Below are 25967 nucleotides of genomic sequence, written 5' to 3'. Positions count from 1 at the left end.
CGGGCCCGGCGACAACGCAGCCAGGGGTCGTCCGGGCGCCGAGACCGCGGCGGATGATCCACCAGATGCCCCCAGGAGGCAGGAGCACGACGGCGGCGGCCCGGGAACCCGGGACCGCCGCCGTCGATCACCGCCTCCGCCGGACTGTCGTCCCGGTGCCGCGCGCCCTTCCCCGGTGCGCGGTCCCGTGCGGGGCGGATGCCCACCCGCCGTGCGGCTCCTACTCGACCCGGTGCGAGGGCCGTGCCTCCGGCGGCAGCACGCCCCAGTCGATGAGCTGGTCGGTCAGCTCGCCCGGGGTCATGTCGTAGATGATCGCCAACGAGCGCAGGTCCTCGGCCCGGATGGACAGGACCTTGCCGTTGTAGTCGCCGCGCTGGGACTGGATCGCGGCGGCGTAGCGGGCCAGCGGGCCCACCTTGTCCGCGGGCAGCTGCTGGAGCCGCTCGAGGTTGATGACGATCTTCGTGGCCGGCTCCGAGCCGGAGGGCACGCGCCCCTCGGGCAGCAGCTCGGCCACCGGGACGCCGTAGAAGTCGGCGAGCTCGGCGAGCTTCTGGACGGTCACCGCGCGGTCGCCGCGCTCGTACGACCCGACGACGACCGCCTTCCAGCGGCCCCCGGACTTCTGTTCGACGCCGTGCAGCGACAGCCCCTGTTGCTGCCGGATGGCCCGGAGCTTGCTCCCGAGCGCCTTGGCGTAGTCGCCCATGTGGCGATCTCCTCATTCCTGGTCTTCCCGGCCGGTGGGCCGAAAGCGGACCTCGTACCGCTGAGTGGTGAGCGGGTGGTGCTGAGCGTCCGTGCGCTCCGGTGGTGCTCGCTGGTCTCGTCGTGGGACGAGGTCGGTGTCCCCGCTGCCGCGGCCACCCTCGCCACTGTCGATCAATACGCAGAGTAATCATGCGCCCGTGTCGCGTCGCAGGTCAAGCCGGGTGGCCCCGGACGGGTGCCAGGTGAGGCTTTCCCACCCGATCGAAGGACGGTTCGTCCCCCGACGGCGGTATCAATCGGGCGGGTCGCCCGCCCGGCCACGACACCCCGCGAGCGTTGGTACGCATGGTGTCCATGTGGGTGTGGCCCTGCGTGACGGTACGCCCCGTGACCGTCGTCGGGCACCGGACGCGTCAGGGCGCCGGCGGAGGCGGACCGCCGCGTTGCCCGATCGTGATGCGGCCGTGACCTCGCGCGGACCCCGCCGCGACCGCCGCGCGACCGGGTCGCGACCGGCCCGGAACGTGACGAACGGCGCCCGCGCCCGCGCGGCCCGCGCGCGGCCCGCTTGCTAACCTCGGGCCCCGACAGTTCCTTTAACCCCGTCCCGTGAGGCGGGAAAGGAGAGCGCCTCGTGGCGAACGATCGCCGCGGGGACGTCGGACCGGGGCAGGGTCCTGCCCGTGAGCTGCTGAGCAGCGCCGACGTCACCCGCACCATCGCGCGTATCGCGCACCAGATCATCGAGAAGACGGCGTTCGGGCCCGGCAACACCGGCGACCTCGTCCTCCTGGGCATCCCCACCCGCGGCACCGTGCTGGCCCGCCGCCTCGCCGCCGCCGTCACCGAGTTCACCGGCGCCGCCCCGGCCGTCGGCTCGCTCGACGTCACCCTGTACCGGGACGACCTGCGCCGCGGCCCCGCCCGCGCGCTCGTCGACACCGCGATGCCGGAGGGCGGGATCGACGGCAAGCTCGTCGTGCTCGTCGACGACGTCCTCATGTCCGGCCGCACCACCCGCGCCGCGCTCGACGCGCTGCGGGACGAGGGCCGCCCGCGCGCCGTGCAGCTGGCGGTGCTGGTCGACCGCGGCCACCGCGAGCTGCCGATCCGCGCGGACTACGTCGGCAAGAACGTGCCGACCTCGCGCGCGGAGAAGATCCTCGTCCTGCTCACCGAGTCGGACGACCGGGACGGCGTGCTGATCGAGCGGGGTGCGGAGGCGAAGCCCGCGGAGCCGACCATCGGTGCGGAGGCGAAGCCCGCGGAGCCGACCATCGGTGCGGAGGCGAAGCCCGCGGAGCCGACCATCGGTGCGGAGGCGAAGCCCGCGGAGCCGACCATCGGTGCGGAGGCGGAGCCCCGGGAGCCCACCGTCGACGGGGGCGGCGCGTGAGGCACCTGCTCTCGATCGCGGACCTGGACGCGGCCACCGCGACCGGCCTGCTGGACACCGCGAGCAGGCTCAAGGACACGCTGCTGGGCCGCGAGGTCCGCAAGCTGCCCACGCTGCGCGGCCGCACCGTCGTCACCCTGTTCTACGAGGACTCCACCCGCACCCGGGTGTCCTTCGAGATCGCCGGCAAGTGGATGAGCGCCGACACGATCAACGTCAGCGCCAAGGGCTCGTCGGTGTCGAAGGGCGAGTCGCTGCGGGACACCTCGCTGACCATCTCGGCGATGGGCGCGGACTGCGTGATCGTGCGACACCCGGCCTCGGGCGCGGCGCACCGCATCGCCGGCTGGGCCGACAAGGACGCCGCGAACACCGGCACGCACACCTCGATCGTCAACGCCGGCGACGGCACCCACGAGCACCCCACCCAGGCCCTGCTCGACGCGGCCACCCTGCGGGAGCGGCTCGGCTCGGTCGCCGGGCGGCGGATCGGGATCGTCGGGGACGTCCTGCACAGCCGGGTCGCCCGGTCCAACGTGCTGCTGCTGTCGACGCTGGGTGCGGAAGTCGTGCTGATCGCCCCGCCCACGCTGCTGCCCACGGGCGTGGCCGAGTGGCCGTGCCGGGTCAGCCACCACCTCGACGCCGAGCTGCCCGCGCTCGACGCGGTGATGATGCTGCGCGTGCAGGCCGAGCGCATGCACGGCGGCTTCTTCCCCTCCGCCCGCGAGTACTCGATCGCCTACGGGCTCAACGAGAACCGGCTCGGGCTGCTGCCGGAGGGCGCGCCCGTGCTGCACCCCGGCCCGATGGTGCGCGGCATGGAGATCGCGCCCGCCGTGGCCGACGCCCCCAACGCGGCGGTCCTCGCCCAGGTGCGCAACGGCGTGCACGTGCGGATGGCCGTCCTCTACCACCTGCTGGCCGGAGCGCCCGAATGACAGACCTGCTCATCACCGACGCGAAGCCCTACGGCGAGGACGCCGTGGACCTGCTGGTCCGCGACGGCGTCGTCGCCGAGATCGGCACCGGACTCAGCGCACCCGAGGGCACCGAGGTGCTCGACGCCGGCGGGAACGTCCTGCTCCCCGGGCTGGTCGACCTGCACGTGCACCTGCGCGAGCCGGGAGGCGAGGAGTCCGAGACGATCGAGACGGGCTCGCACGCCGCCGCGCTCGGCGGGTTCACCGCGGTCTTCGCCATGCCGAACACGGACCCGGTGGCCGACACCGCCGTCGTCGTGGAGCACGTGCGGCGCCGCGGCGAGGAGGTCGGCCTCGTCGACGTGCACCCCGTCGGTGCCGTGACCACCGGGTTGAAGGGCGAGAAGCTCGCCGAGCTCGGGACCATGGCGGCGTCGGCGGCGCAGGTGCGGATGTTCTCCGACGACGGCCGCTGCGTGCACGACCCGCTGATCATGCGCCGGGCGCTGGAGTACGCGAGCGCGCTGGACGTCGTGATCGCCCAGCACGCCGAGGACCACCGGCTGACCGGCGGCGCCCAGGCGCACGAGGGCCCGATCGCGTCCCGGCTGGGCCTGGCCGGCTGGCCCGCCACCGCCGAGGAGACGATCGTCGCGCGGGACTGCGCGCTGGCCCGCGAGGCGGGTGCCGCGCTGCACGTCTGCCACGTCTCCTCGCTGCACTCGATCGCGGTGCTGCGGGCGGCGAAGGCGCAGGGCGTGCGGGTGAGCGCCGAGGTCACCCCGCACCACCTGCTGCTCACGGACGGGCGGCTGACCGGCTACGACCCTGTCAACAAGGTCAACCCGCCGCTGCGCACCGGGGCGGACACCCAGGCGATGCGCGAGGCGCTGGCCGAGGGCGTGATCGACGTCGTCGCGACCGACCACGCCCCGCACGCGTCCCAGTACAAGGACACGGAATGGGCGGCCGCGAAGCCGGGCATGCTGGGCCTGCAGACGGCGCTGTCGGTGGTGATCCACACCATGGTCGAGCCGGGCCTGCTGGACTGGCACGGCGTCGCGCGGGTGATGTCGGAACGGCCCGCCGAGATCGGCAACCTGGCGGACCAGGGCCGGCCGATCGCCGTCGGGGAACCGGCGACGTTCGCGCTGGTCGACCCGGACGCGCAGTGGACGGTGCGGGGCGCGGCACTGGCGAGCAAGGCGGCGAACACGCCGTACGAGGGAATGCGGCTGCCCGGAGCGGCGGTCGCCACGGTTCTGCGTGGCCGGGTCACGGCCCGCGACGGGAAGGTAATGGCATGACGACGGGGCAGGCGGTGCTCGTCCTCGAGGACGGGCGGATCTTCCGCGGCGAGGAGTTCGGCGCCGTGGGGGAGGCCCTCGGCGAGGCCGTGTTCACCACCGGGATGACCGGCTACCAGGAGACCCTCACCGATCCCTCCTACCACCGGCAGATCGTGGTGCAGACCGCGCCGCAGATCGGCAACACCGGCTGGAACGACGAGGACGACGAGTCCACCGGCATCCAGGTCGCCGCGTACGCCGTCCGTGACCCCGCCCGCCGGCCGTCGAACTGGCGGGCCGCCGGCTCGCTGGACGACGCGCTGCGCCGGCAGGGGATCGTCGGCATCGCGGGCATCGACACCCGCGCCGTGGTGCGGCACCTGCGCGAGCGCGGCGCCATGCGCGCCGGCGTCTTCTCCGGCACCTCCCTGGGCTCGGACGAGATGCTCGTCGAGCGCGTGCGGCAGAGCCCGGGCATGGAGGGCGCGGACCTCTACGGCGCGGTCACCACGAAGAGCCCGTACGTGCGGGAGGCGGTGGGCGAGAAGAAGTTCACCGTCGCCGCGCTGGACGTGGGGATCAAGTTCAACACCCCGCGGATGATGGCCCAGCGCGGCATCGAGGTGCACGTGCTGCCCGCCGACACCTCGCTGGAGCAGCTGCTCGCGATCCGGCCGGACGGGGTGTTCATCTCCAACGGCCCGGGCGACCCGGCCACGGCGGACGTCCCGGTCGAGCTCACCCGGCAGGTCCTGGAGCGGCGGATCCCGCTGTTCGGGATCTGCTTCGGCAACCAGATCCTGGGCCGAGCGCTCGGCCGCGGCACCTACAAGCTGCGCTACGGCCACCGCGGGATCAACATCCCGGTCGTCGAGCACGCGACCGGACGGGTCGCGATCACCTCGCAGAACCACGGCTTCGCGGTCGAGGGCAGCGCGGGGGAGCGCTTCGACACCCCGTTCGGCACCGGCGTCGTCAGCCACACCTGCCCCAACGACGGCTGCGTCGAGGGCCTCACCGGCCTGGACTTCCCGGCCTTCAGCGTGCAGTACCACCCGGAGGCGGCCGCGGGCCCGCACGACGCCGCGGACCTGTTCGACCGCTTCTGCCAGCTCATGACCGACAACCCCGTCACCCACGGGGAGGCCGGCACCGAGGAGACCGGCGGCCGACACCGCCTGCTCGACCAGAACGGGGGAGCGGTCTGATGCCGCGCCGCGAGGACATCCGGCACGTGATGGTGATCGGCTCCGGCCCGATCGTGATCGGACAGGCCGCCGAGTTCGACTACTCGGGCACCCAGGCCTGCCGCGTGCTGCGCGCCGAGGGCCTGCGGGTCTCGCTGGTCAACTCCAACCCGGCGACGATCATGACGGACCCGGAGTTCGCCGACGCCACCTACGTCGAGCCGGTCACCCCGGAGTTCGTCGAGAAGGTCATCGCCGCCGAGCGGCCGGACGCCCTCCTGGCGACCCTGGGCGGGCAGACCGCGCTGAACACCGCGATCGCCCTGCACGAGAACGGGGTGCTGGAGCGCTACGGCGTCGAGCTCATCGGCGCGGACGTCGACGCGATCCAGCGCGGCGAGGACCGGCTCAAGTTCAAGGAGATCGTGCAGGCCGTCGGCGGCGACGTGCCGCGCTCGGCGGTCTGCCACTCGATGGAGGAGGTCCGGGCAGCCGTCGGCGAGCTCGGGCTCCCGGTCGTGATCCGGCCGTCGTTCACCATGGGCGGGCTCGGCTCCGGCATGGCGCACACCGACGAGGAGCTCGAGCGGCTCGCCGGCGCGGGGCTGGCCGCGTCGCCGGTCACCGAGGTGCTGATCGAGGAGTCCGTGCTCGGCTGGAAGGAGTTCGAGCTCGAGCTCATGCGGGACCACCACGACAACGTGGTCGTCGTCTGCTCGATCGAGAACCTCGACCCGATGGGTGTGCACACCGGCGACTCGATCACCATCGCGCCGGCCATGACCCTCACCGACCGCGAGTACCAGCACATGCGGGACGTGGGCATCGCCGTGCTGCGCGAGGTCGGCGTCGACACCGGCGGCTGCAACATCCAGTTCGCGGTCCACCCGGACACGGGCCGGCTCGTCGTCATCGAGATGAACCCGCGCGTCTCCAGGTCCTCGGCGCTGGCGTCGAAGGCCACCGGCTTCCCGATCGCGAAGATCGCCGCGAAGCTCGCCGTGGGCTACACCCTCGACGAGATCCGCAACGACATCACCGGCGAGACCCCGGCCGCGTTCGAGCCGACGCTGGACTACGTCGTCGTCAAGATCCCGCGGTTCGCGTTCGAGAAGTTCCCGGGCGCCGACCCCGAGCTCACCACGACGATGAAGAGCGTCGGCGAGGCCATGGCGCTCGGCCGCTCCTTCCCGGAGGCGTTCGGCAAGGCGCTGCGCTCCATGGAGCGCTCCGCGGTCGGCTTCTGGACCACGCCGGACCCGGCCTCCCCGCCGACGGACGACGAGATCCGCAACCCCACCGACGGGCGCATCTACGCCGTCGAGCGCGCGCAGCGGGCCGGCCGGACGGTCGACGAGGTCGCGGAGATCTCCGGCATCGACCCGTGGTTCGTGGACCAGGTCCAGCTGCTCGTGGAGCTGCGCGCGGAGATCGAGGCCGCGCCCGTGCTCGACGGGACGCTGCTGCGCCGGGCCAAGCGGGCCGGCCTCTCCGACCGGCAGCTCGCGGCGATCCGCCCCGAGTTCGCCGGCGAGGACGGCGTGCGGACGCTGCGCCACCGACTCGGCATCCGGCCCGTGTACAAGACCGTCGACACGTGTGCGGCGGAGTTCGCGGCCCGGACGCCGTACCACTACAGCGCCTACGAGACCGACCCCGCGGCGGAGTCGGAGATCACGCCGCAGACCGAGAAGCCGAAGGTCCTCATCCTCGGCTCCGGCCCGAACCGCATCGGCCAGGGCATCGAGTTCGACTACTCGTGCGTGCACGCGGTGCAGGCGCTGCGCGAGGCCGGGTTCGAGACCGTCATGGTCAACTGCAACCCGGAGACGGTGTCCACGGACTACGACACCGCGGACCGCCTGTACTTCGAGCCGCTCACCTTCGAGGACGTCCTGGAGGTGGTGCACGCCGAGCAGGAGTCCGGGCACGTCGCGGGCGTGATCGTGCAGCTCGGCGGGCAGACGCCGCTCGGCCTGGCCCAGCGGCTCACCGCCGCCGGCGTGCCCGTGGTGGGCACCAGCGCGGCGGCCATCGACCTGGCGGAGGACCGCGGGGCGTTCGGCGAGGTGCTGCGCAAGGCGGGCCTGCCGGCTCCGGCGTTCGGCACCGCGACGAGCTTCGAGCAGGCCCGCGAGATCGCGGACCGGATCGGCTACCCGGTCCTCGTGCGGCCGTCGTACGTGCTCGGCGGTCGCGGCATGGAGATCGTGTACGACGAGTCCTCGCTGGCCGGCTACATCGCCCGCGCCACGACGATCTCGCCGGACCGGCCCGTGCTCGTCGACCGGTTCCTCGACGACGCGGTGGAGATCGACGTCGACGCCCTGTGCGACGGCGAGGAGGTCTTCATCGGCGGCGTGATGGAGCACATCGAGGAGGCCGGCGTGCACTCCGGCGACTCCTCCTGCACCCTTCCGCCGATCACGCTCGGCCGCAGCGTGCTCGAGGCGGTGCGGACCTCGACCGAGGCCATCGCGCACGGAGTCGGGGTGAAGGGCCTCCTCAACGTCCAGTACGCCCTGCACGGCGAGACGCTCTACGTGCTGGAGGCCAACCCCCGGGCGTCGCGCACGGTGCCGTTCGTGTCCAAGGCGACCGCGGTGTCGCTGGCCAAGGCCGCGGCGCGGATCATGCTGGGCGCCTCGATCGCCGACCTGCGCGCGGAGGGGATGCTCCCGCAGCAGGGCGACGGCGGCGAGCTGCCCGCGGACGCGCCGGTCGCGGTCAAGGAGGCGGTGCTGCCGTTCAACCGCTTCCGCACCCCGAGCGGGCAGGGCGTCGACCCGCTGCTCGGCCCGGAGATGAAGTCGACCGGCGAGGTCATGGGCATCGACGCGTCCTTCGGGCCCGCGTTCGCCAAGTCCCAGGCCGCCGCGTACGGCTCACTGCCGGAGGCGGGCAAGGTCTTCGTGTCGATGGCGGACCGGGACAAGCGCGCCATGGTCTTCCCGGTGCGCCGGCTCGCCGACCTCGGCTTCGAGGTGCTCGCCACGGAGGGCACCGCCGAGGTGCTGCGCCGGCACGGCATCTCGGTGACCGTCGCGCGCAAGCACTCGCAGAAGGACGAGGGCGAGACGATCGTCGACCAGATCCTGGCCGGCGAGGTCGCGCTGATCGTCAACACCCCGTACGGGAACTCGGGGCCGCGCGTCGACGGCTACGAGATCCGGGCGGCGGCGGTCTCCCGCGGCGTCCCGTGCATCACCACGGTGCAGGGCGCCTCGGCGGCGGTGCAGGGCATCGAGGCGAAGCTGCGCGGCTCGATCGGTGTCCGGTCGCTGCAGGACGCGCACGCCGCGCTGAAGAAGGCGCGCCCGTGACCGGGTTCGGGGCGAGGCTCGCGGCGGCGGTGGACCGCTTCGGGCCGCTCTGCGCGGGCATCGACCCGCACCCCGGGCTGATCGCCGAGTGGGGCCTCACGGACGACGCGGACGGGCTGTCCCGGTTCTGCGCCGCCGCGGTCGAGGCCCTGGCCGGGCACGTCGCCGTCGTGAAGCCGCAGGCGGCGTTCTTCGAGCGGCACGGCTCGCGGGGGATCGCGGTCCTGGAGCGCACCCTCGCCGATCTCGCCGGCCGCGGGACGCTGTCGCTGCTCGACGTCAAGCGCGGCGACATCGGCTCGACCATGGACGGCTACGCCGACGCCTACCTCGGCGTCGGCGCGGCCGTCGCCGCGGACGCGATCACGGTCTCGCCGTATCTCGGGTTCGGCTCCCTCGAGCCGGCCTTCCGCGCCGCCGAGGAGGCCGGGCGCGGGGTGTTCGTGCTGGCCCGGACCTCCAACCCCGAGGGCGGCTCGGTGCAGCTCGCCCGCGAGCCGGCCGCGGCGGACGGGCGCACCGTCGCCCAGGCGATGGTCGACGGCGCGGCCGGGCGCAACACCGGGGCGTCGCCGCTCGGCGACGTCGGGGTGGTCGTGGGCGCCACGCACGACCACGGGCTCGAGCTCGGCGCGCTGAACGGCGCCGTGCTGGCCCCGGGGCTCGGGGCGCAGGGCGCGACCCCGCGGGACGTCGCGGAGCGCTTCGCGGGCCTGTCCGGGCTGGTCCTGCCCGCCGCCTCGCGCTCGATCCTCAGGGCCGGGCCGGGCGTGGCGGCGCTGCGGGCCGCCGCCGAGGCCCAGCGGGACGAGCTGGCCGCCGCGCTCACCGCCCTGCGCTGAGGGCGGTGTCCCCCGCCACCGGCGGCCGCCGATCACCTGCGGCGGGCGTCTGATACCTCCGGGCCCGGGATTCACCCGTTCGGAGGGGGTGGTGGCACCATGGCGCCCGTCGGTGCGGCCCGGCAGGCTGGGCGGAACCGCGCGGTCGGGACGGGTGCCGTGCGTGTCGGGGGACGCGGAGGTGTCGACAGTGGCCGGTTCGTCGGACGAGGTGGTGGACGTCCTGATCGTGGACGACCAGCGCCCGTTCCGGACGGTGGCGCGCACCGTCGTCGGGATGGTCGGCGGCTGGCGCGTCGCGGCCGAGGCGGAGACGGGCGAGCAGGCCCTCGTCGAGGCCGAACGGGTGCATCCCGCGGTCGTCCTCATGGACATCAACCTGCCCGGGATCAGCGGGATCGAGGCCACCCGGCGCATCCTCGCGAGCGATCCGGACGCGGTCGTGGTGCTCCTGTCGACCTACGCCCTCGACGACCTGCCCGGCGACGCCGCGCAGTGCGGGGCCGTGGCGTACATCAACAAGGAGGACCTCACGCCGGCCCGGCTGCGCGCCCTGCGGTCGGTGGAGCAGGCGGGCTGAGCCCCGGAGCGCCCGCGGGCGGCCCGTCCGTGACGGACGCCACCGGCGACGCGCCGGTCCCGAGCGGTGAACGGGCGCGTCGGCGTAGCCTCCGCGCGGCCGCTCGTGGTATCACCCGGACGGGTGTGGACGACCGGGCCTGTGGCATCAAACCCACAGGTGGCACCCCCGTTGGCATCCCGAACGGGTGCGTGGGTACGTTCGCTCCCGACCCCGGCACAACCCACCGGGGACGGCGATCGCCCCCACCGGCGACCGCCATCGCGCACGACGAAAGACGGAGGAGACCGTGGCCCTTCCCCAGCTGACCGAGGAACAGCGTGCCGCCGCGTTGGAGAAGGCCGCGGCCGCCCGCCGGGCCCGGGCAGAGCTGAAGGACCGGCTCAAGCGCGGCGGGATCACCCTCGCCGAGGTGCTGAAGCAGTCGGACACCGACGAGGTGCTCGGCAAGATGAAGGTGTCGGCCCTGCTCGAGGCCCTGCCCAGCGTCGGCAAGGTCCGCGCGGCGCAGATCATGGAGCGCCTCGAGATCGCCCCGAGCCGCCGCCTGCGCGGCCTGGGCGAGCGGCAGCGCAAGGCGCTGCTGAACGAGTTCCCTTCCTGAGCGGGGGCGGCGTGCCGGCAGGACCGCCGCCCCGCCGGGGCCGGCTGATGGTGCTCGCGGGCCCCTCGGGGGTCGGGAAGAGCAGCATCGTCGACCGGCTCCGCTCGGAGCTCCCCGACCTCCACTTCAGCGTCTCCGCGACCACGCGGGCGCCGCGGGAGGGCGAGGTCGAGGGGATCCACTACCACTTCGTCGACCGGGCCGAGTTCGACCGGCTGATCGCCGCGGGCGAACTGCTGGAGTGGGCCGAGGTGCACGGCGGACTGCAGCGCTCGGGGACCCCCCGGGAGCCGGTGGAGCGCGAGCTCGCCGCCGGGCACCCGGTGCTCGTCGAGGTCGACCTGCAGGGCGCCCGCTCGGTCAAGCGCGTCATGCCGGAGTCGGTCACGGTGTTCGTCGAGCCGCCCTCCTTCGAGGAGCTGGCCCGGCGGCTCACCGACCGGGGCACCGAGACCCCGGAGGTCCGGGAGCGCCGGCTGCGCACCGCGATCGAGGAGATGGCGGCGCGTGACGAGTTCGACGTCGTCGTGGTCAACGACGAGGTGCAGGCCGTCGTCGACCGGTTGGTAGAGTTGCTGGTCGCACCCGCGGAAGTCCCGCACTCGTCCGTCTCTGGAGTTTCTGAGTGAGCATGCCGCTGACCGGCGCGGTCGCCGGTTCCACCCCCGAGGGCATCACCAACCCTCCCATCGACGACCTGCTCGACAAGGTCAGCTCGAAGTACGCGTTGGTGATCTACGCGGCCAAGCGCGCCCGGCAGATCAACGACTACTACTCCCAGCTCGGCGAGGGCCTGCTGGAGTACGTCGGGCCGCTGGTCGAGCCCGGCCCCCGCGAGAAGCCGCTGTCGATCGCCATGCGCGAGATCCAGAGCGGCCTGCTCGAGCACACCGAGGGCGAGTGAGCCCGGCCGGCTGCGTGGGCACGGCCTGACCGTGGCGTGACGACGGCATGACGACACCGAAGGTCCTGCTCGGCGTGGCGGGCGGCATCGCCGCCTACAAGAGCGCCGAGGTGCTCCGCCGGCTCACCGAGACCGGGCACTCCGTCCGCGTGGTGCCCACGGGGTCGGCACTGCACTTCGTCGGCGCCGCCACCTTCGAGGCGCTGTCCGGGCAGCCGGTGCACACCGGCGTGTTCTCGGACGTGCCGTCGGTCCAGCACGTGCGGCTGGGCCAGGAGGCCGATCTGGTCGTCGTCGCCCCCGCCACCGCGGACCTGCTGGCCCGGGCGGTGCAGGGCAGGGCGGACGACCTCCTCACCGGCTCGCTGCTCGTCGCCCGATGCCCGGTCCTCTTCGTCCCGGCGATGCACACCGAGATGTGGGAGCACCCGGCCACCCGGGCCAACGTCGCGACCCTGCGCGAGCGGGGCTCCATCGTCATGGAGCCCGCGTCCGGGCGGCTCACCGGCAAGGACACCGGTCCCGGCCGGCTGCCCGATCCCGCCGAGATCGCCGAGGTCGCCCGGCTGCTGCTCGAGCGGGCGGACGCGCTGCCCCGGGACCTCGAGGGCCGGCGCGTGGTCGTCTCCGCCGGGGGCACCCGCGAGCCGCTCGACCCCGTCCGCTACCTCGGCAACCGGTCGTCCGGCCGGCAGGGGTACGCGCTGGCGAAGGTCGCAGCCCAGCGCGGCGCGCACGTCACGCTCGTCGCCGGGCACACGGCCGAGCTGGCCGACCCCGCGGCCGTCGAGGTCGTGAAGGTCGGGTCCGCACTGGAGATGCGCGAGGCGATGCACGCGGCCGCCAAGGGCGCGGACGCGGTGGTGATGGCCGCCGCGGTCGCCGACTTCCGGCCCGCCGCGCTCGCCGAGCACAAGATCAAGAAGGACGGGTCGGAGCCCGAGGCGCTGCACCTGGCGCTCAACCCGGACATCCTCGCCGAGCTGGTCGCGGCCCGGGATCCGGGCCAGGTGGTGGTCGGGTTCGCCGCCGAGACCGGGGACGACACCGCGGACGTGCTGGAGTACGGCCGCCGCAAGCTCGCGAAGAAGGGCTGCGACCTGCTGCTGGTCAACTGGGTCGGCGAGGGCGGGGCCTTCGAGAACACCGAGAACCAGGGCTGGCTGCTCGGCGCGGACGGCGGCGAGACGGTGGTCCCGAACGGCTCCAAGGCGCTGCTGGCCTCGCGCCTGTGGGACGCGGTCGCCGCACGGCTGGCCTGACGGGCGGCCCGCTGACGGCCGGCCCGACCGAGCGGGCCAGCCCGAGCCAGACCGAGGGGCCTGATTCGACCGGCGCCCGACCGAACGGGCCGATCCGACCGGGCGGCCCGACCGAGCGGGCTGGTCGGACCGGCGGCCCGACCGAGCGGTCGCCACGGCCCGATACGACCCGAGAACGCACGAGGGGCGGTCCCGCGGGACCGCCCCTCGTCCGTGCGCGGCGGGATCAGCCGCCGAACAGGCCGCCCACGCCCCGGGGCGCCTGCTCCGCCGGGGCCTCCTCGCCGCCGTCCTCGCCGTCGGCCGGGGCGTTCTCCGGCGAGTCGGTGCCCGAGGCCGACGGGGCGTCGGTGGTCTCCGGGGCGCCGTTCCCGCCGTCCTCGCCGCGCGTGAGGCCGGCGTCCTCCGGGGTGTCGGCGTCGGCGGCGGTGCCGTCCGTCTTCACGTAGTCCTCGACCGCCCAGCCGTCGAGGTTCTCCAGCTTGACGAACCCGTTGCGGGTCTCGCCGACCTGGACCTCGGTGCCGCGGTCGCAGACGGCGACGATGGCTGCGTCCTCCGCCGGCTCCTCGCGGACGTTGACGTTGTCGGTGCAGGTACCGGTGGTCGCGGCGGACGCGGTGCCGGCGAGCACGGCCATCAGCCCGGCAGCGCCGACGGCGAGCACGCCGCCGACCGCCGCGGCGGCGCGGCCGGGTCGCTGCAGTGCAGTCACCTTCATGGGGAGGAACCTCCGAGAGTGGGTCGACCGCGACCCGGAGCGGGCGACGCGGGGGCGTCGGCCGGGTGCGGCTGCGGTGTCACCGGTCCCAACGACGCCGCCCGTTACCGATTCGGGACCCCGGCCGGGGTCCACCCGAAGGGGTGGCGGGAGGTGCGCTGCCGACACGATCCGTCACGGTCGGTCACGGCGCGAGCGTGGTCGCCTGCGGAGGGCCCCGGTCGACTACCCTGCGGTCGACAGCAACCAGCGATCAGCACCCCGCCCCGCCCGCGTCAGCGGCGGAGCCGGCAACGCCGCCAGGGGAGCGACGACCTCGGCAGGAGTGGCGCGTGGCGAACGTGGGCCGTCGGCTCTTCACCAGCGAGTCGGTGACCGAGGGTCACCCGGACAAGATGTGCGACGCGATCAGCGACACGATCCTCGACGCGCTCCTCGCCCAGGACCCGAAGAGCAGGGTCGCGGTGGAGACCCTCGTGACCACCGGTCAGGTGCACGTGGCGGGCGAGGTCACCACCAGCGCCTACGCCGACATCCCCGGCCTGGTCCGGGACAAGATCCTCGAGATCGGCTACGACTCGTCGTCGAAGGGCTTCGACGGCAACTCCTGCGGCGTCAACGTGGCCATCGGTGCGCAGTCGCCGGACATCGCCCAGGGCGTCGACACCGCGTACGAGAGCCGGGTCGAGTCGATCGACGACGAGATCGCCCGCCAGGGCGCCGGCGACCAGGGCCTCATGTTCGGCTACGCGAACACCGACACGGACGAGCTGATGCCGCTGCCGATCGCGCTCGCGCACCGGCTCTCCCGGCGGCTCACCGAGGTCCGCAAGAGCGGCGTGCTGCCGTACCTGCGCCCGGACGGCAAGACCCAGGTCACCATCGAGTACGACGGCGACAAGCCCGTCCGCGTCGACACGGTGGTCCTCTCCACGCAGCACGCGGCGGACGTCGACCTCGACGGGATGCTCGCGCCGGACGTGCTGGAGAAGATCGTCCAGCCGGAGATCGGGGACCTCGGCCTGGACACCTCGAACGTCCGGCTGCTGGTCAACCCGACCGGCCGGTTCGTGATCGGCGGTCCGATGGGCGACGCCGGGCTCACCGGCCGCAAGATCATCGTCGACACCTACGGCGGGTTCGCCCGGCACGGCGGCGGCGCCTTCTCCGGCAAGGACCCGTCGAAGGTGGACCGCTCCGCGGCGTACGCGATGCGCTGGGTGGCCAAGAACGTCGTCGCGGCCGGGCTGGCCGAGCGGATCGAGGTGCAGGTCGCCTACGCGATCGGCAAGGCGGCCCCGGTCGGCCTGTTCGTGGAGACCTTCGGCACCGCCCGCGTCGACCCGGCGAAGATCGAGAGCGCGATCACCGAGGTGTTCGACCTGCGGCCCGCCGCGATCGTGCGCGACCTGGACCTGCTGCGCCCGATCTACGCGCCGACCGCGGCCTACGGCCACTTCGGCCGCCGGGACATCGCGCTGCCGTGGGAGGACACCTCGCGCGCGGAGGCGCTGAAGTCGCTCGCGGGGGCCTGAGACCCGGCTGCTCGATCGGGCGAGCGGCGCGTTCGCTCACATCTGGTGAGCGAGAGTGCCGTTCGTGCGCTCCGGGAGTGCGTGAGGGGTGAGTGTGAGCGGGCCCGTGCGAAAGGCCGTCCGGAGGGCGCCGGCGGCGCGGACGCGCGGGGAGTGGACCGCGGCGCCGGTGCAGCCGGTCGCCCGGGTGGCCGTCGACGTCCCGCTGCCGCACCTGGACCGGCCGTTCGACTACCGGGTGCCCACCCACCTGGACGAGCAGGCCCGCCCCGGCGTGCGGGTGCGGGTCCGGTTCGCGGGCCGGCTGGTCGACGGGTACCTGCTCGAGCGGGTCGAGGAGTCCGGGCACACCGGGCGGCTGGCGTGGATCGACAAGGTCGTCTCGCCCGAGCCCGTACTCACCGCGGAGGTCGCGACGCTCTGCCGGGCGGTCGCGGACCGGTACGCGGGCGTGTTCGCCGACGTCGTGCGCATGGCGGTACCGCCGCGGCACGCCCGGATCGAGGCGGAGACCCCGCGCGAGCGGGAGCTGCCGCCCGTCGAGGCACCCGACCCCGCCGCCTGGGCGCGCTACCAGCACGGGGCGGCGTACCTCGACGCGCTGGCGGGCGGGCGGGCCGCGCACGCCGTGTGGCAGGCGTTGCCGGGGGAGTCGTGGCCCGCGCGGTTCGCCGAGGCGGCCGCGGCGACGCTCGCCGCCGGGCGCGGGGCGCTGCTCGTGGTGCCCGACCAGCGGGACGTCGACGCCGCCTGCGCCGCGCTGGGCGAGCAGCTGGGCGCCGACGCCGTGGTCGCGCTGACCGCCGAGCTCGGGCCGGCCGAGCGGTACCGGCGCTGGCTGGCCGTGCGCCGCGGGGCGGTGCGCGCCGTCGTCGGGACCCGGTCGGCGGCCTTCGCGCCCGTCGAGAAGCTGGGCCTGCTCGCCGTGTGGGACGACGGCGACGACAGCCACGCCGAGCCGCGCGCCCCGTATCCGCAGGTCCGGGACGTGCTGGTGGCCCGCGCGCACGCCGCGGGCGCCGCGCTGCTGGTCGGCGGGTTCGCCCGCACCGCGGAGGCGCAGCTGCTGGTCGAGTCCCGGTGGGCGTCGGCGATCGTGGGCGACCGGGCCACCGTGCGGGCCGCCGCCCCGCGGGTCACCGCGATCGGCGAGACCGACACCCAGCTCGCCCGGGACCCGGACGCCCGCGCGGCCCGGGTCCCGGCCGTCGCGTTCGAGGCGGCCCGGCAGGCCCTCGCCGCGGGCCGTCCGCTGCTCGTGCAGGTCCCGCGCGCCGGGTACCTGCCGTGGTTGTCCTGCGCGCACTGCCGCGAGCCCGCGCGCTGCCGGCACTGCGCCGGCCCGCTGGGCCTCCCGCGCGGCGGCACGGACGCCGACCCGGGACTGCCGACCTGCCGCTGGTGCGGGCGCGCCGAGCCCGCGTTCCGCTGCGGCGGCTGCGGGTCGCGCCGCCTGCGCGCCGGCGTGGTCGGGTCGCGACGAACCGCGGAGGAGCTGGGCCGGGCCTTCCCGGGGGTGCCCGTGAAGACCTCGGGCGGCGGCGCGCCCGTCCTGGCCTCGGTGCCCACCAGGCCCGAGATCGTCGTCGCGACACCGGGGGCCGAGCCCACCGTGCCGGGCGGGTACGGGGCCGCGCTGCTGCTCGACGGCTGGGCCATGCTCTCCCGCGCCGACCTGCGGGTCGCGGAGGAGGCGCTGCGCCGCTGGCTCGCCGCGGCGGCGCTGGTCCGGCCGCACGCCGACGGCGGCCGCGTGATCGTCGTCGCCGAGTCGGCGATCCCGGTCGTGCAGGCGCTCGTGCGCTGGGACCCGGCCGGGTTCGCGGCCGAGGAGCTCGCGTCCCGGGCGGAGGTCGGGTTCCCGCCGGCCGTGCGGATGGCGGCGGTGGAGGGCACGCCCGGCGCGGTGGCCGACGTCGTCGACGCGGTCCTCGCCGCGGCGCAGGACGGGGGCCCGGAGGTCGAGGTGCTCGGGCCGGTGGAGATCGACACGCCGCCCGAGCCCGGGGAGAGCGCGGGCGAGGTGCGGGAGCGGGCGCTGCTGCGGGTCCCGCGCACGGACGGGCGGGCGCTGGCCCGGCACCTGCACGCCGCGCAGGCCTCGCGCAGCACGCGCAAGGCACCCGACGCCGTCCGGGTGCGGCTCGATCCGGCCGAGATCGGCTGACCGCTCCGGCGACCGGCCGCTCCCGGCCCGGGTGGCACAATCGGGGCAGATCCCGATCGTTTGGAGTTCCGTGTCCGTTCAGCCCGTCCGCCTGTTCGGCGATCCGGTGCTGCGCACCCCCGCCGCGCCCGTCACCACCTTCGACGCGGAGCTGCGCAAGCTCGTCGCCGACCTCACCGACACCATGCACGACGAGGGCGGCGCCGGCCTCGCCGCGCCCCAGATCGGCGTCGGGCTGCGCGTGTTCAGCTTCGAGGTCGACGGCGTGGCCGGGCACATGGTCAACCCGACCTGGAACGCGGTCGACGGCGAGGAACAGTTCGGCCCGGAGGGCTGCCTGTCCATCCCCGGGCTCGGCTGGGACTGCCGCCGGGCGCTGAACGTGGTCGCGACCGGTTGGAACATGCACGGCGAGCCGATCACGGTCGAGGGCACCGCGAAGCTGGCGCGGGCCATCCAGCACGAGACCGACCACCTCGACGGCGTCCTGTTCGTCGACCGGCTCGACCCGGAGACCCGCAAGCGGGCGATGGCCGAGATCCGCGCCGCGGACTGGTTCGGCCGGCCCGAGCCGGTCGTCAAGGTCAGCCCGCACCCGATGTTCGGGAAAGCCCGTTGAGGCTGCTCTTCGCGGGCACCCCGGAGCCGGCCGTGCCGGCGCTGCGGGCGCTGCTCGAGTCGCCGCGGCACGAGGTCGTCGGGGTGCTGACCCGGCCGGACGCCCCGGCCGGGCGCGGCCGCCGGCTCGTCCGCTCGCCCGTCGGGGCGCTCGCCGACGAGGCCGGCCTGCCCGTGCTCACCCCGGCCAGGCCCAAGGACCCGGAGTTCCTCGACGCGCTGCGCGAGTTGGCGCCGGACTGCGCGCCCGTCGTCGCGTACGGGGCGCTGGTGCCGCGGGTGGCGCTCGACGTCCCGGCCCACGGCTGGGTCAACCTGCACTTCTCGCTGCTCCCGGCGTGGCGTGGCGCCGCGCCGGTGCAGGCGGCGATCCGGCACGGGGACGAGATCACCGGCGCCACGACCTTCCTGCTCGAGGAGGGGCTCGACACCGGCCCGACCTACGGCGTGGTCACCGAGGCGGTCGGCGAGCGGGACACCTCGGGCGACCTGCTCGGCCGGCTCGCGCGCTCCGGCGCCGCCCTGCTCGTCGCGACCATGGACGGTATCGAGGACGGCACGCTGCGCGCGGTGCCGCAGCCGGCGGACGGCGTGTCGCACGCGCCCAAGGTCACCGTGGCGGACGCCCGGGTGGACTGGTCCGCGCCGGCCGTCCCGTTGGACCGGCTCATCCGGTCGACCACGCCGGACCCCGGCGCCTGGACGGAGTTCCGCGGTCAACGCCTGGGCCTCGGGCCGGTCACCCCGGTGCGCACCGGCGAGACCGACCTCAAGCCCGGCGAGCTGCGGGCGGAGAAGAAGCGGGTGCTGGTGGGCACGGCCACCGTGCCGGTGCAGCTGGGCGAGGTCCGCCCGGTGGGGAAGAAGGCGATGCCGGCGGCGGACTGGGCCCGCGGCGTCCGGATCGAGGCGGGGGAGTCGTTGTCGTGAGCGAGCAGGACGACGAGCGCCGCCGCGGCGACCGGTCCGGTCCCGAGGGGCGGGGCGAGCGCGGCGACCGGCGGGGTTTCGACCGGCGGGGTTTCGACCGGCGCGGTGACGACCGGGGTGGCGACCGAGCCGGCGACCGGGGCGGCTCCGGTGGTGGACCGCGCGGGGGGCCCCAGGGCGGATCCCGGGGCGGGCCGCGTGACGGCGGGCCGCGGGGTGGCCGGGGCGACGGTGGTCGGCGTTCCGAGCGCGGCGGTGGCCGGTCCGGTGACCAGGGCGGCGGGGGGTGGCGCGGCGATCAGCGTGGCGGTGGCCGGCGCGAGTGGGACCGCGAGCGCGACGACCGCGCTCGGGACGACCGGGGACGTGACGATCGGCGGCGGGACGACCGGGGACGGGACGACCGGGGCCGGAGCTGGGGCGACCGTGAGCGTGGCCCGAGCAGCGGTGACCGCGGGCAGGGCGACCGGGGCCGGGAGGACCATGCCCGGAGCTGGGGCGATCGTGAGCGCGGGTCGAGCGACCGCGACCGCGGGCAGGGCGAACGGGAACGCGGCGACCGTGGCCGGAGCTGGGGCGATCGTGACCGCGGCCCGGGCGACCGGGGCCGCGGCGACCGCGACCGGGGCCAGTGGGGCGACCGTGATCGGGGCGGCCGGGGTGAGCGCGGCGGTGACCGCCGTCAGGGCGGCCCGCGGCGCGACCGCGGCGCGGGGCCCCGGAACTCCGGCCCGCCCCGTCGTCGGGCGAACCCGCCGGGCCCGCCCGCCGGCGACCCGGCCCGGCAGGCGGCGTTCGAGCTGCTCACCGCGGTGCGCGAGCGCGACGCGTACGCCAACCTCGTCCTGCCGTCGATCCTGCGCCGGTACCGGCTGAAGGACCGGGACGCAGGTCTGGCCACCGAGCTCGGCTACGGGACCCTGCGTGCCGCCGGCCAGCTCGACGCGGTGATCGAGGCCTGCGCCGACCGGCCCCTGCACCGCATCGAGGGCCCGCTGGTCGACGCCATGCGGCTCGGTACCTACCAGTTGCTGCGGATGCGCGTGCCGGAGCACGCGGCCGTCGCGACCTCGGTCGACATCGTCCGCGGCCTGGCCGGCTCCCGGTCGTCCGGCTTCGTGAACGCGATCCTGCGCAAGGTCGCCGAGACCGCCGCGGCGAAGGGCGCCGACGCCTGGCTCGCCGAGCTCGCGCCGGACGAGAAGGAGGACCCGGTCGGGCACGCCTCCTTCGTGCACGCCCACCCGAAGTGGATCGGCCAGGCGTTCGCCGACGCGCTCGGCTCCCACGAGGAGCTGCCCGCGGCGCTCGCCGCGGACGACGCCCGCCCGGCCGTCCACCTCCTGGCGAAGCCGGGCGAGATCACCGCCGAGGAGCTGGCGCTGGTCACCGGCGGGACCGAGGCGCCGTACTCCCCGTACGGGGTGCACCTCGAGCCCGGCAGCGGCGAGGTCGGCGAGCTCGACGCGATCCGCGAGGGCGTGGCGACCGTGCAGGACGAGGGCAGCCAGCTCGTCGCCCTGGCCCTCGCGCGGGTGGAGCTCGTGGGCGAGGACACCGGCCGCTGGCTGGACCTGTGTGCCGGCCCGGGCGGCAAGGCGGTGCTGCTCGGCGCGCTCGTCGGGCTCGACGGGGGCACGCTCGACGCCGTCGAGCAGGCCGACCATCGCGCCGACCTGGTGCGCAAGTCGACCGAGGGCCTGCCGGTCACGGTCCACCACGCCGACGGCCGGGAGGCTCCGCTGCCGGACGGGGTGTTCGACCGGGTGCTCGTCGACGCGCCCTGCACCGGGCTCGGTGCACTGCGCCGCCGCCCCGAGGCGCGCTGGCGGCGCCGGCCCGAGGACGTCTCCGGGCTGGCCAAGCTCCAGCGGGAGCTGCTCCTCGCCGCGCTGCGGCACGTCCGGGTGGGCGGTGTCGTGGGGTACGTGACGTGCTCGCCGCACCTGTCCGAGACGGTCGGCGTGGTGGGCGGGATCGTCCGCCGCAAGGACCTCGGCGTGACCGTCGAGCGGCTCGACGCGCGGGAGTACCTCCCGGGTGTCCCGGAGCTCGGCCCGGGCCCGCACGTGCAGCTCTGGCCGCACCGGCACGGCACGGACGCCATGTTCCTGACCCTGCTCCGCCGAACCGCCTGAGCGCCGACGTCCGCGCCGCACAGCCCCGGCCCGGCGCCCGGCTCGCGCCCGCGCAGCACGGCCCCCGGCTCGGCCGTGCAGGGCCGGGCCCGCGCGCGAGCTCTGACGCTCGGCACATCCGGCCGGTCCTCGCACACCCGCCGCCGCCGTGTCCCACACCCGCGGGGTCGGTCGCACACCCGGTCGACGAGGTGTGGAACGCCGGAACGGGTGTGCCACCGGCACCCCGCGCCGTGGCCCGCTCCGGCGCGTCCGAGCGGCATCGAAGTCCAGGCTCCCGATCCGAGCTCGCACACCCGCCGAAGCGCCGTACAGGCCGTCGACGGGGTGTGGGAGCGGCGTGCGGGTGCGCGGTGGCGCCCCAGCGGGTGTGGCGCGCACAGCGGGGTGTCTTCCTGCCCGCCCCGCTCGACGAGCCTTGTGAGCTGCGTCTCGACGGAGTCCGGAGGGTGCGCGGGGGCTGCCTCGGTGGGGCCGGGCAGTACCCTGCGGTCGTGCGTCCCCTGATCGCCCCGAGCATCCTGTCCGCCGACTTCGCCCACCTCGCCGACGAGGCCGCGGCGGTCTCCGACCGGGCCGCCGGCGAGGGACGCGGTGCCGACTGGCTGCACGTCGACGTGATGGACGCGCACTTCGTCCCGAACCTCACGCTCGGCCTGCCGGTCGTCGAGTCGCTGCTCCAGGCGACCGACATCCCGCTCGACTGTCACCTCATGATCGAGGACCCGGACCGCTGGGCGCCGGGGTACGCCGAGGCCGGGGCCTACAACGTCACCGTGCACGTCGAGGCCGCCGCCGACCCGGTGATGCTGGCCAAGGACCTGCGCGCGGCCGGGGCCAAGGCCGGACTGTCGATCAAGCCGGGCACCCCGCTCGACCCGTACGTCGAGCTCCTCAAGCACTACGACACGCTGCTGGTGATGAGCGTCGAGCCCGGCTTCGGCGGCCAGGCGTTCATGCCCGAGGTGCTGGACAAGGTGCGCGAGGCGCGCCGGCTCGTCGACACCGGGCACCTGAACGTCCTCGTGGAGATCGACGGCGGCATCTCCGCCTCCACCATCGAGGCCGCGGCCGAGGCGGGTGTGGACTGCTTCGTCGCGGGCTCGGCCGTCTACGGCGCCGACGACCCCGGCAAGGCCGTGGCCGCGCTGCGCGAGCAGGCGGTGTCCGCGCACCCGCGGTGGTCGGGGTGACCGTCCCGGCCCGCCCGGCCCCGCCGGTCGAGCGGGCGATGCGGCGCGCCCTGGAGGCGTCGACGGCCGTGCACGGGGCGACCAGCCCCAACCCGCCCGTCGGCGCGGTGGTGCTCGACGCCGCCGGTGAGGTCGCGGGCGTCGGCGCCACCGCCCCGGCTGGCGGCCCGCACGCCGAGGTCGTCGCGCTGCGGGAGGCGGGGGAGCGGGCCCGCGGCGGCACCGCCGTCGTCACCCTCGAACCGTGCGCGCACCACGGGCGCACGCCGCCCTGCACGGAGGCGCTGCTCGGGGCCGGGGTCGCGGCCGTGCACATCGCCGTGGCCGACCCGAACCCGCTGGCTGCGGGCGGCGCGGAGGTCCTCCGCCGGGCCGGGGTCGAGGTGACGGTCGGCACGCTCGCCGACGAGGTCGCGGGCGGGCCGCTGCGCGCCTGGCTGCACGCCGTCCGCGCCGGCCGCCCGCACGTCACCTGGAAGTTCGCCGCCACGCTCGACGGGCGCAGTGCCGCCGCGGACGGGACCAGCCGCTGGATCACGGGGCCCGAGGCGCGCGCGGAGGTGCACGAGTTCCGGTCCCACGTCGACGCCGTCGTGGTCGGCACGGGGACCGCGCGGGCGGACGACCCGGCCCTCACGGCGCGATACCCGGACGGCACGGACCGGGAGCGCCAGCCCCTCCGTGTTGTGGTGGGCCACAGTGACATTCGCCCGGGATCGCGGCTGGACGCTCCGGACGTGCTACACCTGCGGACACACTCGCCGGACGACGTGTTGAAGGCGCTCACCGACCGTGGCGCCGTCGACGTGCTGCTGGAGGGCGGCCCGCGGCTCGCGGGGGCCTTCCTCGCCGCCAACCGGGTGGACCGGGTGCTGGCCTACCTGGCGCCCGCGCTGCTCGGTGCGGGGCCGGCGGCGCTGGCCGACGCGGGTGTGGGAACGATCGCCGCGATCCGGCGGTTGCACGTGGACGGGGTGCGCACCGTGGGCGGGGACGTGCTGGTGGACGCGCGGCCGGCCACGGGCTGACGCACGGCGTGGAGCGGAAGGCGGGAGGGGCGGAGCCCATGTTCACGGGGATCGTGGAGGAGGTCGGCGAGATCGTCGACGTCCGGCAGTCCGGTGAGGTGGTCGTGCTGACCGTGCGGGGACCGCGCGTGTCCGACGACGCCGCGCACGGCGACTCGATCGCGGTGAACGGCTGTTGTCTCACCGTCGCCGACCCCGGCGGGGCGCAGGGCGACGAGTTCCGCCTCGAGCTGGTGCCCGAGACGCTGAAGCGGACCTCGCTCGGCGGGGCGGCCCCCGGCGTGAAGGTGAACCTCGAGCGAGCGCTGCAGGCCGGCGCCCGGCTCGGCGGGCACATCGTGCAGGGCCACGTCGACGGCGTGGGCACACTGCTCGAGCGCACCCCGGGCGAGCGCAGCGACGAGGTGCGGTTCAGCCTCCCGCCGGACCTGGCCCGGTACGTGGTCGAGAAGGGGTCGATCACGGTCGACGGCGTGTCCCTGACGGTGGCCGCCACGGACGGCGACACCTTCTCGGTCGCGCTCATCCCCACCACGCTCGCCGACACCACGCTCGGCCTGCGCGGCCCCGGTGACCCGGTCAACCTCGAGGTCGACGTCGTGGCCAAGTACGTGGAGCGGCTCACCGCCGGGTACGTGGGCGGCCCGGCCGGCGCGGGGCGCGAGCCCGAGCAGCCCCAGGACCAGCACGGACAGGACGGTGCCAAGTGACCGAGATCGCTCACCAGGGGGCCGCCGCCGCAGCCGGCCTCGCGGGCGGCTTCGAGCGGATCGAGCGTGCCCTGCGCGACCTCGCCGAGGGCAAGCCCGTCGTCGTGGTCGACGACGAGGACCGCGAGAACGAGGGCGACCTGATCTTCGCGGCGGAGAAGGCCACGCCCGAGCTCGTCTCCTTCGTGGTCCGCTACACCTCCGGCTACGTGTGCGTGGCGCTCACCGACACCGAGTGCGACCGGCTCGACCTCCCGCCGATGCACCACACGAACGCCGACGCCTACCGCACGGCCTTCACGGTGACCGTCGACGCCAAGGAGGGAGTCACCACCGGCATCTCGGCGGCCGACCGCGCGCACACGATCCGGCTGCTGGCCGATCCGACGACCCAGCCGACCGACCTGGTCCGGCCCGGGCACGTGCTGCCGCTGCGCGCCCGCGAGGGCGGCGTGCTGCGCCGGCCCGGGCACACCGAGGCGGCCGTCGACCTCACCCGTATGGCCGGGCTCTCGCCCGCCGGCGCGCTCTGCGAGATCGTGTCGCAGAAGGACGAGGGCGAGATGGCCCGGGGCGACGAGCTGCAGGTCTTCGCCTCCGACCACGAGCTCACCCTGGTCACCATCGCCGACCTGATCGCCTACCGGCGCCGTTTCGAGAAGCACATCCAGCGCGTCGCCCAGGCCCGCATCCCGACCGCGCACGGCGAGTTCGTGGCCTTCGGCTACGACTCGCTGCTCGACGGGATCGAGCACATCGCCATGGTCAAGGGCGACGTCGGCACCCCGGAGGGCGACGGCGAGGACGTGCTGGTCCGGGTGCACTCCGAGTGCCTGACCGGGGACGTCATGGGCTCGCTGCGCTGCGACTGCGGCCCCCAGCTCGACGCCGCCCTCGAGGCCGTGGCCCAGGAGGGCCGGGGGGTCGTGCTCTACATGCGCGGGCACGAGGGCCGGGGCATCGGCCTGCTGCACAAGCTGCAGGCCTACCAGCTGCAGGAGGCCGGGGCGGACACCGTCGACGCCAACCTCGCGATGGGCCTGCCCGCCGACGCCCGCGACTACGGGATCGGCGCGCAGATCCTCTCCGACCTCGGCGTGAAGTCCATGCGGCTGCTCACGAACAACCCGGAGAAGCGGGCCGGCCTCGAGGGCTACGGCCTGCGGATCACCGAGCGGATCGCGATGCCGATCCGGCCCAACCCGGAGAACCTGCGCTACCTGCGCACCAAGCGGGACCGGATGGGCCACGACCTGCCGAACCTGGGCGAATCGGACGGACCGGGCAACCTGTCCGACGGCCTCACGGACGGCCTGGGCGGCTGACCGCCGCGCATCCGCCCGGGTCCCGGGCCCCGACGCGCCGCCGGGCCTGGGAGACTGGGGGCGTGAACACCAAGGGTGCCGGAGACGGGCGATGAGCGGTGAGGGCAGGCCCGCGGACGCGGGTGACCTGACGGGCGCGGCAGGGCTGCGGATCGGTGTCGTGGCGGCCACCTGGCATGCCGAGATCGTCGACTCGCTCCTCGAGCGGGCGCTGGCCACGGCGGAGAAGGCCGGGGCGGTGCCGACGGTGGTCCGGGTGCCCGGGACGATCGAGCTGCCGGTCGTGGCGCAGGAGCTCGCCCGCACGCACGACGCCGTCGTGGCGCTGGGCGTGGTGGTGCGGGGCGGTACTCCGCACTTCGAGTACGTGTGCGACTCCGTGACGGCCGGCCTGACAAGGGTCTCGCTCGACGAGTCGACCCCGGTCGGCAACGGCGTACTCACCACGAACACCGTCGAGCAGGCGGTGGACCGCAGCGGCGGGCCCGGCAGCAGCGAGGACAAGGGGGCCGAGGCCACCGTGGCGGCGCTGCGGACCGCGGTCGTGCTCGCCGAGCTGCGGGAGCTGGCGTGAGCGG

The 25967-nt window shown here is 75.1% G+C and carries 21 protein-coding genes and 2 pseudogenes; 21 read left to right on the top strand and 2 right to left on the bottom strand.

All coding sequences use genetic code 11. The features are described from left to right. Positions 1-220: 220 nt before the first annotated feature. Positions 221-712: a transcriptional regulator BldD gene (bldD, locus tag ABD990_RS05985; protein ID WP_037038677.1), complete on the bottom strand. Its 492-nt coding sequence runs from the start codon at positions 710-712 to the stop codon at positions 221-223. Positions 713-1348: 636 nt separating this feature from the next. Here bldD and pyrR point away from each other — a divergent pair. The 11 genes and pseudogenes from pyrR to coaBC all read left to right on the top strand — a co-directional run. After that, a pseudogene (pyrR, locus tag ABD990_RS05980) lies at positions 1349-1936 on the top strand (bifunctional pyr operon transcriptional regulator/uracil phosphoribosyltransferase PyrR); the annotation flags it as partial. 170 nt (positions 1937-2106) lie between these two features. Continuing rightward, entirely contained in the window at positions 2107-3051 is a 945-nt protein-coding gene (locus tag ABD990_RS05975) for an aspartate carbamoyltransferase catalytic subunit (protein ID WP_345378876.1), read from the top strand. Further along, positions 3048-4340 carry a dihydroorotase gene (locus ABD990_RS05970; RefSeq protein ID WP_345378875.1) on the top strand — a complete coding sequence of 431 codons (1293 nt, stop codon included), beginning with the start codon at positions 3048-3050 and terminating at the stop codon, positions 4338-4340. Before ABD990_RS05975 ends, ABD990_RS05970 begins: the two co-directional genes overlap by 4 nt. Further along, complete coding sequence (gene carA, locus ABD990_RS05965) at positions 4337-5530, top strand: glutamine-hydrolyzing carbamoyl-phosphate synthase small subunit (RefSeq protein WP_345378874.1); 1194 nt, start codon at positions 4337-4339, stop codon at positions 5528-5530. Before ABD990_RS05970 ends, carA begins: the two co-directional genes overlap by 4 nt. Further along, on the top strand, positions 5530-8832 hold the full coding sequence (gene carB, locus ABD990_RS05960) for a carbamoyl-phosphate synthase large subunit (RefSeq protein ID WP_345378873.1): 3303 nt from the start codon (positions 5530-5532) through the stop codon (positions 8830-8832). Before carA ends, carB begins: the two co-directional genes overlap by 1 nt. After that, positions 8829-9674, top strand: a complete 846-nt coding sequence (gene pyrF / locus ABD990_RS05955; RefSeq protein WP_345378872.1) for an orotidine-5'-phosphate decarboxylase — start codon at positions 8829-8831, stop codon at positions 9672-9674. The genes carB and pyrF overlap by 4 nt, the downstream gene beginning before the upstream one ends. A gap of 190 nt (positions 9675-9864) precedes the next feature. Beyond that, complete coding sequence (locus ABD990_RS05950; RefSeq protein ID WP_345378870.1) at positions 9865-10254, top strand: response regulator transcription factor; 390 nt, start codon at positions 9865-9867, stop codon at positions 10252-10254. Positions 10255-10543: 289 nt separating this feature from the next. Continuing rightward, positions 10544-10858, top strand: a complete 315-nt coding sequence (mihF, locus tag ABD990_RS05945; protein ID WP_345378868.1) for an integration host factor, actinobacterial type — start codon at positions 10544-10546, stop codon at positions 10856-10858. A 47-nt stretch (positions 10859-10905) separates the two neighbouring features. Continuing rightward, positions 10906-11487: a guanylate kinase gene (gene gmk / locus ABD990_RS05940; protein ID WP_345379063.1), complete on the top strand. Its 582-nt coding sequence runs from the start codon at positions 10906-10908 to the stop codon at positions 11485-11487. 2 nt (positions 11488-11489) lie between these two features. Further along, positions 11490-11762 (top strand): DNA-directed RNA polymerase subunit omega, encoded by a 273-nt coding sequence (gene rpoZ / locus ABD990_RS05935; protein ID WP_051736485.1) that lies wholly within the window; start codon positions 11490-11492, stop codon positions 11760-11762. A 47-nt stretch (positions 11763-11809) separates the two neighbouring features. Beyond that, positions 11810-13024, top strand: coding sequence for a bifunctional phosphopantothenoylcysteine decarboxylase/phosphopantothenate--cysteine ligase CoaBC (coaBC, locus tag ABD990_RS05930; protein ID WP_345378867.1), 1215 nt, complete (start codon positions 11810-11812; stop codon positions 13022-13024). A gap of 226 nt (positions 13025-13250) precedes the next feature. Here coaBC and ABD990_RS05925 read toward each other — a convergent pair whose 3' ends face one another. Continuing rightward, positions 13251-13664, bottom strand: coding sequence for an SH3 domain-containing protein (locus tag ABD990_RS05925; RefSeq protein WP_425569489.1), 414 nt, complete (start codon positions 13662-13664; stop codon positions 13251-13253). Positions 13665-14077: 413 nt separating this feature from the next. Between ABD990_RS05925 and metK the strand changes: the two genes are divergently transcribed. The 10 genes and pseudogenes from metK to ribH all read left to right on the top strand — a co-directional run bounded on the left by metK (position 14078) and on the right by ribH (position 25963). After that, a complete protein-coding gene (gene metK, locus ABD990_RS05920; RefSeq protein WP_345378864.1) occupies positions 14078-15280 on the top strand; it encodes a methionine adenosyltransferase in 1203 nt (400 codons plus the stop codon). Between the two features lie 94 nt (positions 15281-15374). Then, positions 15375-17447 carry a primosomal protein N' gene (locus ABD990_RS05915; protein WP_345378863.1) on the top strand — a complete coding sequence of 691 codons (2073 nt, stop codon included), beginning with the start codon at positions 15375-15377 and terminating at the stop codon, positions 17445-17447. Positions 17448-17517: 70 nt separating this feature from the next. Then, complete coding sequence (gene def, locus ABD990_RS05910; RefSeq protein WP_345378862.1) at positions 17518-18066, top strand: peptide deformylase; 549 nt, start codon at positions 17518-17520, stop codon at positions 18064-18066. Then, positions 18063-18995, top strand: a complete 933-nt coding sequence (gene fmt, locus ABD990_RS05905) for a methionyl-tRNA formyltransferase (RefSeq protein ID WP_345378860.1) — start codon at positions 18063-18065, stop codon at positions 18993-18995. Before def ends, fmt begins: the two co-directional genes overlap by 4 nt. Before the next feature lie 695 nt (positions 18996-19690). After that, positions 19691-21133: pseudogene (locus ABD990_RS05900) on the top strand (RsmB/NOP family class I SAM-dependent RNA methyltransferase); the annotation flags it as partial. Positions 21134-21636: 503 nt separating this feature from the next. Further along, positions 21637-22326, top strand: a complete 690-nt coding sequence (gene rpe, locus ABD990_RS05895; RefSeq protein WP_345379061.1) for a ribulose-phosphate 3-epimerase — start codon at positions 21637-21639, stop codon at positions 22324-22326. A 38-nt stretch (positions 22327-22364) separates the two neighbouring features. Continuing rightward, on the top strand, positions 22365-23354 hold the full coding sequence (gene ribD, locus ABD990_RS05890) for a bifunctional diaminohydroxyphosphoribosylaminopyrimidine deaminase/5-amino-6-(5-phosphoribosylamino)uracil reductase RibD (RefSeq protein ID WP_345379059.1): 990 nt from the start codon (positions 22365-22367) through the stop codon (positions 23352-23354). Between the two features lie 38 nt (positions 23355-23392). Further along, positions 23393-24064 (top strand): riboflavin synthase, encoded by a 672-nt coding sequence (locus ABD990_RS05885; RefSeq protein WP_345378858.1) that lies wholly within the window; start codon positions 23393-23395, stop codon positions 24062-24064. 5 nt (positions 24065-24069) lie between these two features. Then, the gene (locus tag ABD990_RS05880; protein ID WP_345379058.1) at positions 24070-25389 is read left to right on the top strand and encodes a bifunctional 3,4-dihydroxy-2-butanone-4-phosphate synthase/GTP cyclohydrolase II; all 1320 of its coding nucleotides are present in this window, start codon (positions 24070-24072) and stop codon (positions 25387-25389) included. 91 nt (positions 25390-25480) lie between these two features. Continuing rightward, positions 25481-25963 (top strand): 6,7-dimethyl-8-ribityllumazine synthase, encoded by a 483-nt coding sequence (ribH, locus tag ABD990_RS05875; protein ID WP_345378857.1) that lies wholly within the window; start codon positions 25481-25483, stop codon positions 25961-25963. Positions 25964-25967 lie beyond the last annotated feature (4 nt).

Source organism: Pseudonocardia yuanmonensis, from assembly GCF_039542425.1.
GTDB classification, from domain to species: domain Bacteria; phylum Actinomycetota; class Actinomycetes; order Mycobacteriales; family Pseudonocardiaceae; genus Pseudonocardia; species Pseudonocardia yuanmonensis.
Note: the sequence above shows the minus strand (reverse complement) of the source record. Positions and strands in the feature narration are given on the sequence as shown.

What these genes read in the sequence shown, in the direction of transcription:
- rpoZ (WP_051736485.1), top strand. Translation starts at nt 11,490, where the DNA reads ATGCCGCTGACCGGCGCGGTCGCCGGTTCCACCCCCGAGGGCATCACC.
- bldD (WP_037038677.1), bottom strand. Translation starts at nt 712, where the DNA reads ATGGGCGACTACGCCAAGGCGCTCGGGAGCAAGCTCCGGGCCATCCGG.
- coaBC (WP_345378867.1), top strand. Translation starts at nt 11,810, where the DNA reads ATGACGACACCGAAGGTCCTGCTCGGCGTGGCGGGCGGCATCGCCGCC.
- ABD990_RS05925 (WP_425569489.1), bottom strand. Translation starts at nt 13,664, where the DNA reads ATGGCCGTGCTCGCCGGCACCGCGTCCGCCGCGACCACCGGTACCTGC.
- ABD990_RS05885 (WP_345378858.1), top strand. Translation starts at nt 23,393, where the DNA reads ATGTTCACGGGGATCGTGGAGGAGGTCGGCGAGATCGTCGACGTCCGG.
- carA (WP_345378874.1), top strand. Translation starts at nt 4,337, where the DNA reads ATGACGACGGGGCAGGCGGTGCTCGTCCTCGAGGACGGGCGGATCTTC.
- ribH (WP_345378857.1), top strand. Translation starts at nt 25,481, where the DNA reads ATGAGCGGTGAGGGCAGGCCCGCGGACGCGGGTGACCTGACGGGCGCG.
- ribD (WP_345379059.1), top strand. Translation starts at nt 22,365, where the DNA reads ATGCGGCGCGCCCTGGAGGCGTCGACGGCCGTGCACGGGGCGACCAGC.
- gmk (WP_345379063.1), top strand. Translation starts at nt 10,906, where the DNA reads ATGGTGCTCGCGGGCCCCTCGGGGGTCGGGAAGAGCAGCATCGTCGAC.
- ABD990_RS05970 (WP_345378875.1), top strand. Translation starts at nt 3,048, where the DNA reads ATGACAGACCTGCTCATCACCGACGCGAAGCCCTACGGCGAGGACGCC.
- carB (WP_345378873.1), top strand. Translation starts at nt 5,530, where the DNA reads ATGCCGCGCCGCGAGGACATCCGGCACGTGATGGTGATCGGCTCCGGC.